This window comes from Pseudarthrobacter sp. TE9888, from assembly GCF_056279345.1.
Genome location: NZ_JBWBRD010000002.1, coordinates 3,727,032 through 3,738,359, shown reverse-complemented (window position 1 = coordinate 3,738,359; position 11,328 = coordinate 3,727,032). Strand labels below are relative to the sequence as shown.

Below are 11,328 nucleotides of genomic sequence, written 5' to 3'. Positions count from 1 at the left end.
GAGGAATAGACTGAGGTAATTAAACGGTGGTGAGGGGTACTTCATTGGAAGAGCGTTCGGCGTCGGTGCCAACGGCAGAGGAAGAAAAGAGTGCTGCCGGCGTGCAGGCCGGTGCACCATCCGCCGCGCGCCAGGGTTCCCTGGTTCCTGTTGACAACTCGGGTTCACGCGCCACGTTTCCGGGCCGCAGGGAGCGCACCCGGTCCCGGCTGGCCCGCCTGACCGGCCGCGGAACAGCCACCTATTCGCCCATCCTTGAACCGCTCCTGCGAACGGTCCGGGCCAATAATCCCAAAGAGGACTTCGACCTCATCCAGCGCGCCTTCGACGTTGCCGAGCGCAGCCACCGCGGGCAGAAGCGCAAGAGTGGCGACCCGTACATCACCCACCCGGTGGCGGTGGCCACCATCCTGGCCGAGCTCGGCCTCAGCGGCACAACCCTGGCTGCGGCACTGCTGCATGACACTGTCGAGGACACCCCCTATACCCTCGCTGACCTGAAGCGGGACTTCGGCCCGGAAGTGGCCATGCTGGTGGACGGCGTGACCAAGCTGGACAAGGTCAGCTTCGGCGAGGCTGCCCAGTCGGAGACTGTCCGCAAGATGGTCGTGGCCATGGCCAAGGACATCCGCGTCCTGATGATCAAGCTTGCGGACCGGTTGCACAACGCCCGCACCTGGCGCTTTGTGTCGGCAGAATCATCTGCCCGCAAGGCCCGCGAAACCCTGGAAATCTTCGCTCCGCTGGCGCACCGCCTGGGCATGAACACCATCAAGTGGGAGCTGGAGGACCTGTCCTTCGCCGCGCTCTATCCCAAGGTGTACGAAGAAATCGTCAGGATGGTGGGGGACCGGACCCCCGAGCGGGAAAAGAGCCTGGGCGTCATCCGTGACCAGATCACCGAGGACCTGCGCGCCGCCAAGATCAAGGCCACCATCACGGGCCGGCCCAAGCACTACTACTCCATCTACCAAAAGATGATTGTCCGCGACAAAGATTTTGACGACATCAACGACCTCATGGGTGTACGCGTCCTGGTCGATTCCGTCCGGGACTGCTACGCCGCCTTGGGCACCATGCATTCGCGCTGGAACCCCCTGCCGGGCAGGTTCAAGGACTACATCGCGATGCCCAAGTTCAACATGTACCAGTCCCTGCACACCACCGTGATCGGTCCGGGCGGGAAACCCGTGGAGATCCAGATCCGCACGCATGAAATGCACCGCCGCGCGGAGTATGGCGTGGCCGCCCACTGGAAGTACAAGGACCAGCCCAACCGCACCGCGGTGGGTCCCGGAAGCCCCCGGGATGGTGACATGGGGTGGCTGCGCTCCCTGGTGGACTGGCAGCAGGAAACGTCCGATCCCGGGGAGTTCCTGGACTCGCTGCGCTTTGAGATCAACGCCCGTGAAGTATTCGTCTTCACGCCCAAGGGGGAGGTCATGGCGCTGCCCGCCGGCTCAACCCCGGTGGACTTCGCCTACGCCGTGCACACCGAGGTGGGCCACCGCACCATCGGAGCACGGGTCAACGGCAAGCTGGTCCCGCTCAACAGCGAACTGAACCACGGCGACTGGGTGGAAATCTTCACCTCCAAGGCCGAAGGGGCCGGACCCAGCCAGGACTGGCAGCACTTCGTTAAGAGCGCCCGCGCCCGCAACAAGATCCGCCAGTGGTTCAGCAAGGAACGCCGCGAAGAAGCGATCGACCGCGGCAAGGAACTGTTGACCCGCGCCATGCGGAAACAGAACCTGCCGCTGCAGCGGTTGATGACGCACGAGGCCCTGGCCGTGGTGGCCGAGGAATTCAAATACGCGGACATCTCCGGCCTGTACGCCGGCGTCGGCGACGGGCACACATCCGCCCAGTCCGTCATGGAAAAGCTGATCGAAAGCCTGGGCGGCAACGAGAGTGCCGATGATGACGTCGAAGAGGTCAGCATCCCCAGCCAGGTCAGCAAGGCCCGCTTCTCCGACTCCGGTGTGGTGGTCCGCGGCGTTGGCGACGTGTGGGTGAAACTGGCCCGCTGCTGCACACCCGTTCCGCCCGACCCGATCCTGGGCTTCGTGACCAGGGGTTCGGGCGTCTCCGTGCACCGCACCGACTGCACCAACATCTCGGACCTGAAGGACCAGCCTGACCGGATCGTGGATGTGGACTGGGCGCCCACCCAGTCGAGCGTCTTCCTGGTGGAAATCCAGGTGGAGGCGCTGGACCGCAAGTCCTTGCTCTCGGATGTCACACGGGTCCTGTCGGACAACCACGTCAATATCCTGGCCGCCAGCGTCCACACCTCCACGGACAGGGTGGCCATCTCAAAGTTCGCTTTCGAGATGGGGGACCCCAAGTACCTCAGCCACGTCCTCAGCGCCGTCCGCAGGATCGACGGGGTGTTCGACGTCTACCGCACTACCGGAAACAAGCGCCGGAGCTAGCTGGGCGAGCTTCTCCAGGGCAGCCCGCTTGTGTGGGACCCGCGGTGTTGCCTCGATGGCAAGCACCAGGAGCCGCAGCCGCACATCCTGCTGGGGCCGGCCCAGCAAACCGGCGAGGGCGGGCACGGCGCGTTCCGGTTCCACATGCAGGGCGATGTCGAGGGCGGTCCGCAGGGGGCTGGAGACCATGAGTCCGCCCAGGCTGACCACATCGAATGGTCCGAGCTTTACTTCGTGCAGTGTGCAGCCGCGGGTATTCCGCAGGCTGGAGACGCGCCGCTTGGCGTCCACCAGCAGCGCCAGCCTGTCCGGTTCTGCCGCGCAGCCGTAGATCCAGGCGGCCGTCATCCGGCCGGCCACCACACGTTGCCGGATGGCCGCCGGTACGGCTCCCGCGGCCGCCCGTGCCCTTAGCTGCGGCGAGGCGGGGAGCCCGGGCAGGGTGTAGCCATTGTGGTGGAAGCGTGCCAGCAGTCCGTCGGCCGCCAGAGATTGGAGTTCAGGGCCGGCGAAGGGCTTCCCCGGCGCATAGAGTTCGGGAAACCGTGGCGGGGCGGCAGTTTCCGTCCCGCCGGCCGGGCATCCCTGCCGCGGCGCCGCAGCGGAGAGTTCCCGGCCCTGGCCGGCGGTGGATGAACCTGGAGGTGTGCCCATGGCTCCATCCTGCCCGGACCGCGATTAACGGGAACAGGCCCGCTCCGGGTTATGTGGATAACCGGGACCGGGCCTGTTCCGACAGCTCAGGGCTGGAAGGTCAGGACAGCTCGCTTGCCGACCGCTGGATCTGGTCAAGCCAGGCCTGGCGGGCTTCGAGAGCCTCCTGGGCGGCCTTGATCTTGCGCTGGTCCCCGGTCTTCTCGGCATCGGCGAGGTCTTCCTGGAGCCCGGCGATGGCCGATTCCAGCTGCGACAACGCGCTGTTGGTGCGTGCCTTCCGCTCCGGGTTGGACCGCTGCCACTGCTCTTCCTCGGCGTGGCGGACGGCGTCCTCCACCTTGCGGAGGCCGGCCTCGATCCGGCCCATGTCAGCGCGGGGCACCTTGCCGGCCTCTTCCCAGCGGTCGCGGACGGACTGGAGCGCCTTCTTGGCGGCTGCGAGGTCCTTGACCGGCAGGATGCCGTTGGCCTCGGCCAGCAGCGACTCCTTCACCGTAAGGTTCGCCGCGTACTCCTGGTCGATTTCGTCGTTGGCAGCCTGGCGGGAGCTGAAGAAGACGTCCTGGGCGGCGCGGAACCGTGCCCACAGGGCGTCGTCATCCTTCCGGCTGGCGCGCGGTGATGCCTTCCACTGGTCCATCAGCCGACGGTATTCGCCCGCGGCATAGCCCCAGTCGGTTGACGTGGAGAGGGCTTCAGCCTCGGCGATCAGCTTCTCCTTGGCAGCCTTGGCGGCGGAATTGTTGCTGTCCAGCTGGGAGAAGTAGGCGCGGCGGTGGCGGTCGAAGACCGTACGGGCCGCCCGGAAGCGCTTCCAGAGTGCGTCCTCGTTGCTGCGGCCAAGCCGTACGCCGCTCTTCTGGGCGGCCTTCCAGTTCTCGAAGAGCTCGTTCATGCGGGCGCTGGAGGTCTTCCACTGGGTCTGCGCGGGATCCTGGCCGGAAATCTGCTCAGCCTCGGAAACAATGGCTTCGCGGGCTGCAAGCTCGGAGGCGCGGACGGCATCGTGCTCGGCCTTCTCAGCCTGCTCCAGCTCGGTGATCTGCCCGGCCAGCTGGTCCAGGCGCGCTTCGGCGGCCCGCAGGTCGCCCACCATGTTGCGTTCGGCGAGCTGCTCACGCAGGTGCGTCACCGTCTTCTGCATGTCGGTGCTGGGCGCCTTGGAGCTGACGCGCTGTTCCAGGAGCACAATCTGGGCCACGACATCGTCGTATTTGCGGGCGAAGTAGATCAGCGCTTCATCGCCGCTCACGCCGGGGTACTGGCCCACGGGGTGTTCTCCGCCGTCGATGGTCAGGTAGACGTGGCCGTCGCCTTCCACGCGGCCCCACTTGGAGGCCTCGGCGACGGAGGTGCTGGGCGCGGCGGGAGCCGGTGCGGCAGCAGGGGCGGCGGCAGCGGGCTTGGGGCGCGAAGCAAAGGCAGCGGGCGAGGGCGCGGACGGCCGGGGCCCGGGAGCGGGTGCGGCCGTTTCAGCGGCGGTGGCCGTGCCGGCCTGGTCGTCGGGCTGCGCAGCGCCGTCCGCAGCGGCGTCCACGTCCGCGGTGCCTTCCTCCGAAGCCGTGGCTTCAGGTGTTACGGGTGCCTGCTCGGCAGCTGCAGCAGGAAGGTTAGCGTCGTCGGCGGCCGGTGCCGTGGTGTCGCTTGCGCCTGTTGCTGTTTCGTCGGATTTCTGACTGTCTGTCACCGCTAAAAGTCTTTCGCTTGGAGGGAAATACTCACGTACTGCACCGTAGCCATGCGGGCCCGGGCTACTTCAGAGAAAACGAGTCTATCGTGACTGGTTGTTTTGGCGCTCCGTCCGTGTCGCTCGCACCCGGCGTGATGCCGGCGGCAGCGATGCCCGTCACCACATCGAGCCCCGACGTCACCTTGCCCACCACGGTGTAGCCGCCCGCGGCATCGGCCGGAATGGCGGTGTCCTTGTAGACGATGAAGAACTGTGTCCCGTTGCCGTAAGCGTTGTTGCCGGTACGGGCAACGGCAATGGTCCCTGCGGGATACATGTTGTCCGCCGGGGTGTTTTCCAGCGGGCCCCACGTGTAATTGGGGTCTCCCTGGCCGTCGCCGTTGGGCGACCCGCACTGCAGCACGCCGAACTGGTCTGCGGTGGTGAGCCGGTGGCACGTCTTGCCGTTGAAATAGCCTTCGTCGCTGAGGGACTTGAAGACGGCGGCGGCCTGCGGAGCCTTGGTTCCGTCAACCTCCACGCCCAGGGGACTGCCGTTCAGCAGCAATTGCCCGGTGAAAGTCTTGCCGGCCGCCGTGTCCGCCGCCGGAATGTTAGGACCGTTGGTCGCCGGGGCCGATGGAGTGGCGGACGCACTGGCGGAGGCGGACGGCTCGGTCAGCCCCGCTTTCGCCGCGGCATATTCGTCCTCGGTGGGGTTTCCCGCGAACGCGGTGAGTTGAAGGACGACGGCGAGCACCACGGCGGCGGTTCCGGCGCCGGCGGCCACGAGGTTGTCGCGCCTCCGCCGCTTCTCCTGGTCGCGCCGAAGGTCACGCTTGGCTTCCATTTGCTGGATGCGCCGTTTCGTTTCGCGGGCACTGCGTGAACTGGCCGCCAAGGGTCCTCCTCATCGTCGGGCTCCTGCGCGCCGCGGGCAGCCGCGGGGCGCAGGAAGTAAAAGGCCAGGCTGTGCGCGCCCGCTGCATTAGAGATGCACACGGATGACGCATAAACTGGCTGCCGCACATAGTTTATGCATGGCTGGCTGTGCTGCCGCCGTACGCCGCCTGAGCGGTGTGGCCGCGAGTGCCGCCGCGCCTTCCATCCCTAAGGAGAACCTTCCCCATGGCACGCACCGCCTCCCTGTCCGGATTCCCCGAGTGGCTTCCCGAGGAGCGGCTGGTGGAGCTGCACGTGCTCGATACCCTGCGCAGGGTCTTTGAACTCCATGGTTTCGCCTCCATCGAAACCCGCGCCGTGGAAACCGTGGGCCAGCTGCTCCGCAAGGGGGAGATCGACAAGGAAGTCTATGGGCTGAGCAGGCTCCAGGAGGATGAAGGCGACAACCCGGTCAAAGCCGGCAAGGCCGACCCGAACGCGCTTGCCCTGCACTTTGACCTCACGGTGCCGTTTGCCCGCTACGTCGTCGAAAACGCGGGCTACCTCGCCTTCCCGTTCCGCCGGTACCAGATCCAGAAAGTGTGGCGCGGCGAGCGGCCCCAGGAAGGCCGGGCCCGCGAGTTCACGCAGGCGGACATCGACGTGGTGGGCGACGGCGACCTTCCGTTCCGTTACGACGTCGAAATTGCTCTCGTCATCGCCGAGGCCCTGAGCGCCCTGCCCATCCCGGACTTCCGCCTCCGCATCAACAACCGTAAGCTCGCCGAAGGCTTCTACCGCGGCATCGGCCTCGATGACACCGCAGGCGTGCTGCGCAGCATCGACAAGCTTGAAAAGATCGGTCCTGCCAAGGTGGCCGAACTGCTGAAGGCCGAACTGGGTGCTTCCGATGACCAGGCCGCCAAGGCGCTCCAGCTCGCTGCCATCCGCACCGAAGATACGTCCTTCGTGGCGCAGGTCCGGGCCCTCGGCGTCAGCAACGAACTCCTGGACGAGGGCCTGGACGAACTGGAACAGGTCATCGATGCCGCCGTGCAGCGGGCTCCCGGCAAGGTGCTGGCAGACCTCAGCATCGCCCGCGGCCTGGACTACTACACCGGTACCGTGGTGGAAACCGTGCTGGTGGGCCATGAGCAGCTGGGTTCCATCTGCTCCGGCGGCCGGTACGACGCCCTGGCGTCCAAGGGCGACCGCAAGTTCCCCGGCGTGGGCTTGTCCATCGGGGTGACCCGCCTGGTGTCCCGCATCCTGAGCCAGGACCTGGCCAAAGCTTCCCGTTCGGTTCCCACTGCCGTGCTGGTGGCCCTGAACCACGACGACAGCTGGGGCGCGGCCCAGGATGTCGCCGCCCTGCTGCGCAGCCGCGGCATTCCCACCGAAGTGGCGGCCAAAGCCGAGAAGTTCGGCAAACAGATCAAGTTCGCGGACCGCCGGGGGATCCCCTTCGTCTGGTTCACTGACGACGACGGCACCCACCAGGTCAAGGACATCCGCACCGGCGAGCAGGTGCTGGCCGCCCCCGAAACCTGGATGCCGCCCGTCGAGGACCTCACCGTGCAGGTTGAAACAACGGCGCCGGCTGCTGCTTCCGCCTAGACCGGGAACTCCAGCCCCGGGACGCTAAGGCTTGGGCTGGTGCTGCCGGAAACGCAGCACCAGCCAGCGTCCGGCTACGCCTGCGGCGAGGACCGCGGCCATGGTCAGGACAGCAGCCGGGGGCAGGGTGAAGGCCAGGACGACGCAGCCGAGGAAACCGACGATGTTCAGCCAGCGGGGAGCGTACCCGGGGTGCGCCGCCAGCGTAAAGGCGGAGGCGTTGGCCACGGCGTAATAAACCAGCACACCGAAGCTTGAAAAGCCCACCACCGTCATCACGTTGGTGGTCACCAGGAGCAGGATCACGACGCCGGCCACGGCGAGTTCGGCCACGTACGGAACGGTATGGGTGCCGCCCACCTTTGCCAGCGCGCCCGGAAGGTCGCGTTCCCGCGCCATGGCCAGGGTGGTCCGCCCCACGCCGGTAATAAGCGCGAGGAGGGCGCCCAGGCACGCGGCGGCAGCGCCGGCCTGTACCAGGGGCGCCGCAGGGGCAAGACGGGAATCGAGTACTGCGTCCAGCAGCGGCGTCCCGGATGTTCCGAGACGCTGTCCGAGGTGGGCCAGCAGGAGCAGTGCCAGCAGCAGGTAGATGGCGAATGCGGCCGACAACGCTGCCAGGATGGCCCGGGGGATGGCCCGGGTGGGGTCCTTGACTTCTTCACCCAGCGTGGCGATCCGGGCGTAGCCGGCAAAAGCAAAAAACATCAGGCCTGCCGCCGGCAGCACCCCCGCCGGCTTGTCCGACGGCGGCCCGGCCAGGTCCGCCCCGGCGTGCGGGCCCAGCCACGCAGCAACGGCGACGAACACCAGCGTCGCGAGGACCATGCACAGCAGGATGCGTGTCAGCAGGGCGGTCCGGGTGATGCCGAGCAGGTTGATTCCGGTGAGGGCCACGACGGCAGCCACAGCAACCGGGACTGCATAATCCCGCGCCGCGTAGCTGCCGAACGTCAATGCCATGGCTGCGCAGGAGGCTGTCTTGCCGGTGACGAAACCCCAGCCCGCCAGGAAGCCCGGCCATTCGCCCAGCTGGTTCCGGCCGTACACGTAGGTTCCGCCGCTGGTGGGGTACCTGGCGGCCAGGGCGGCAGACGCGACGGCATTGCAGTACGCCACCACCCCCGCGATGAGCACGGAGAGGACCAGCAGGTTTCCGGCCAGCGCGGCGGCCGGAGCGAAGACCACGAACACCCCGGCGCCCAGCATGGACCCGAGCCCGATCGCGGTGGCGTCAAAGGTCCCGAGCCTGCGCTGCAGCTGCTGCGGTTCGCTCATGCGGTGGCATTGCCTTTCCAGCGGGTAAACTCGGACGGGATCGTTCCGCAACGATCATATTGAATTCCCACTGTTTTCCCGCAGAAAGGCGTGCTGTGCTGCGCACACATGACCTCGGATCCCTTCGTTCCGAGCACATTGGACAAACCGTAACCCTGGCCGGCTGGGTGGGCCGCCGTCGTGATCACGGTGGTGTGGCATTCGTTGACCTGCGCGACGCTTCCGGCGTGGCCCAGGTGGTGGTCCGTGAGGAGGAAGTGTTCCACGGGCTGCGCAACGAGTACGTCCTGCAGGTCAAGGGCACCGTATCCAAGCGCCCGGAAGGCAACGAGAACCCGGCGCTTGCCACCGGTGAAATCGAGGTCATCGCCGAGGACGTCACCATCCTCAACACCTCCGACCCCCTGCCGTTCCAGATTGACGAGCACGTGGAAGTCGGCGAGGAAGCCCGCCTCAAGCACCGCTACCTGGACCTGCGCCGCCCCGGCCCCAGCCGTAACCTGCGCCTCCGCTCAGAGGCCAACCGGGTGGCGCGCGACCTGCTCCACCAGGAGGGCTTCGTGGAGATCGAGACTCCCACGCTGACGCGTTCGACGCCGGAAGGCGCCCGTGACTTCCTGGTTCCGGCACGCCTGGCCCCGGGTTCCTGGTACGCCCTCCCGCAGTCCCCGCAGCTTTTCAAGCAGCTGCTGCAGGTGGGCGGGTTCGAAAAGTACTACCAGATCGCCCGCTGCTACCGCGACGAGGACTTCCGCGCGGACCGGCAGCCGGAATTCACCCAGCTGGACATCGAGGCCAGCTTCGTTGACCAGGACGACATCATCCGGCTGGGCGAAAACATCGTCAAGGCAGTGTGGCAGCTCATCGGCGTGGAGATTCCCACGCCCATCCAGCGCATTACCTACGCCGACGCCATGGCACGGTACGGCTCCGACAAGCCGGACCTCCGCTTCGGGCTGGAGCTGACCGAGCTCACCGAATTCTTCAAGGACACCAACTTCGGCGTGTTCAAGGCACCCTACGTGGGCGCTGTTGTCATGCCCGGCGGTGCTTCCCAGGCCCGCCGCGCCCTGGACGCGTGGCAGGAATGGGCCAAGCAGCGCGGCGCCAAGGGCCTCGCCTACGTCCTGTACAAGGAGGACGGCGAGCTGGCGGGACCGGTGGCGAAGAACCTCACCGAGTTCGAGCGTGCGGGCCTGGCCGATGCCGTGGGCGCGAAGCCCGGCGACTGCATCTTCTTCGCCGCGGGCGAGAAGACCCCGTCGCGTGCCCTGCTGGGCGCGGCCCGCGTGGAGATCGGGCACCGCACCGGCCTGATCGATCCCACTGACTGGGCCTTCTGCTGGGTTGTGGACGCGCCCATGTTCGAACCCGCCGCCGCTGCCGTGGCGTCCGGTGACGTTGCCGTCGGCGGAGGCCAGTGGACTGCGGTGCACCACGCCTTCACCTCGCCCAAGCCGGAATTCCTTGACACGTTCGACAAGGATCCCGAGTCGGCGCTCTCCTACGCGTACGACATCGTCTGCAACGGCAACGAAATTGGTGGCGGCTCCATCCGTATCCACCAGCGCGAAGTGCAGGAGCGCGTCTTCGAACTGATGGGCCTGGACAAGGAGGACGCCCAGACCAAGTTCGGGTTCCTGCTGGAGGGCTTCAAGTACGGCGCGCCTCCGCACGGCGGCATCGCCTTCGGCTGGGACCGCGTGGTCTCGCTGCTGGCAGGAGTCGAGTCCATTCGCGACGTCATCGCCTTCCCGAAGTCCGGCGGTGGCCACGACCCCCTTACCGAGGCCCCGGCCCCCATCACGCCGCAGCAGCGCAAGGAAGCAGGCGTGGACTTCAAGCCCGAGGCCAAAAAGCCCGAAGTGAAGAAGACCGAAGACCAGAAGTAGTCAACGGCCGCACGGCAGGAGGTTCCCCGGTCCGCCCGGGGGACCTCCTGCCGTTAAGGAAGGAACAGCCCTGTGACCACAGCGAGCCCGGTCCAGCCCCTACCCCCGGGCCTCGAAGAAGCCATGGACGCGGCGTGGCCCGCCCTGGAACGCCATGACGCCGGCGGCTGGACCCTTCGGGCGGCCGCAGGCGTCACCCAGCGGGCCAACTCCATCTGGCCGCACAGGGCAGCGGGCAGTGGCGAAGAGGGCATTGATGGTCTCGCGGGCATGCTCAGGGAGGCCAGGGCCTGGTACCGCAGCCGCCGCCTCCCGATGATCTTCCAGCTCTTCGAAACCCCGGCAACGTCTGCGCTTCACAGGCTGCTGGACACGGAAGGCTTCACCCGCCAGTCCGAGACGCTGGTCATGGCCCGCGGCGCCATTGACGTCCGGCTTCCCGCAGGCGAAGCGCCGGCCGTGGAGTCTTCCACGGAACCGTCGGGGGAGTGGCTGCGGGTCTGGTGGGACGTGGACGGCCGCGGCGGCAACGATGCACTGGAGACTGCAAGGAAAATCCTCGAGGGCTGTCCCGCCGTGTATGCGCTGGTGCGGGACCACGGTGGCCGGCCCGCCGCCGTCGGGCGCCTTGCCCTCCCGGACGGCAGCGGCCAGGGCGGCCTGTACTGCATGGCCACCCTTCCGGAAGCCCGCCGCAAGGGCTTCGCGGCCGCCATCCTGCAGGCCCTGCTTCAGGCCGGCACGGAGCGCGGCGTGGACGGCTTCTGGCTGCTGGTCACGGCAGCGAACCACGGCGCGCAGGAGCTGTACGCGAAAGCCGGGTTCCGTGAAGCCGGCCGATACCTCTACCGGCAGGAGCGCCCCCGGCGCGCACCCACCGGTTGCTGACAATCCGGGA

Annotated in this window: 8 protein-coding genes; 4 read left to right on the top strand and 4 right to left on the bottom strand. The window is 67.2% G+C overall.

Features of this window, described 5'->3' with window-relative positions; translation table 11 throughout:
• The first annotated feature begins 44 nt into the window (after nt 1-44).
• Nucleotides 45-2,435, top strand: a complete 2,391-nt coding sequence (locus tag ACZ9J7_RS17775) for a RelA/SpoT family protein (RefSeq protein ID WP_476211269.1) — start codon at nt 45-47, stop codon at nt 2,433-2,435.
• Here ACZ9J7_RS17775 and ACZ9J7_RS17770 read toward each other — a convergent pair.
• The 3 genes from ACZ9J7_RS17770 to ACZ9J7_RS17760 form a co-directional block, all read right to left on the bottom strand.
• The gene (locus ACZ9J7_RS17770) at nt 2,316-3,089 is read right to left on the bottom strand and encodes a hypothetical protein (RefSeq protein WP_476211268.1); all 774 of its coding nucleotides are present in this window, start codon (nt 3,087-3,089) and stop codon (nt 2,316-2,318) included. The two genes, ACZ9J7_RS17775 and ACZ9J7_RS17770, sit on opposite strands and share 120 nt — an antisense overlap.
• Nucleotides 3,090-3,189: 100 nt before the next feature.
• Nucleotides 3,190-4,779: a DUF349 domain-containing protein gene (locus ACZ9J7_RS17765; protein ID WP_476211267.1), complete on the bottom strand. Its 1,590-nt coding sequence runs from the start codon at nt 4,777-4,779 to the stop codon at nt 3,190-3,192.
• Nucleotides 4,780-4,843: 64 nt separating this feature from the next.
• Entirely contained in the window at nt 4,844-5,662 is an 819-nt protein-coding gene (locus ACZ9J7_RS17760; RefSeq protein WP_476211265.1) for a peptidylprolyl isomerase, read from the bottom strand.
• Nucleotides 5,663-5,889: 227 nt separating this feature from the next.
• Between ACZ9J7_RS17760 and hisS the strand changes: the two genes are divergently transcribed.
• Nucleotides 5,890-7,260, top strand: coding sequence for a histidine--tRNA ligase (gene hisS, locus ACZ9J7_RS17755; protein ID WP_476211263.1), 1,371 nt, complete (start codon nt 5,890-5,892; stop codon nt 7,258-7,260).
• Between the two features lie 24 nt (nt 7,261-7,284).
• Here the strand turns inward: hisS and ACZ9J7_RS17750 are convergent, their stop codons facing one another.
• Nucleotides 7,285-8,538: an APC family permease gene (locus tag ACZ9J7_RS17750; protein ID WP_476211261.1), complete on the bottom strand. Its 1,254-nt coding sequence runs from the start codon at nt 8,536-8,538 to the stop codon at nt 7,285-7,287.
• A gap of 95 nt (nt 8,539-8,633) precedes the next feature.
• Between ACZ9J7_RS17750 and aspS the strand changes: the two genes are divergently transcribed.
• Nucleotides 8,634-10,430, top strand: a complete 1,797-nt coding sequence (gene aspS / locus ACZ9J7_RS17745; RefSeq protein WP_476211259.1) for an aspartate--tRNA ligase — start codon at nt 8,634-8,636, stop codon at nt 10,428-10,430.
• Between the two features lie 123 nt (nt 10,431-10,553).
• Nucleotides 10,554-11,318, top strand: a complete 765-nt coding sequence (locus ACZ9J7_RS17740; protein WP_476211892.1) for a GNAT family N-acetyltransferase — start codon at nt 10,554-10,556, stop codon at nt 11,316-11,318.
• Nucleotides 11,319-11,328: the final 10 nt, after the last annotated feature.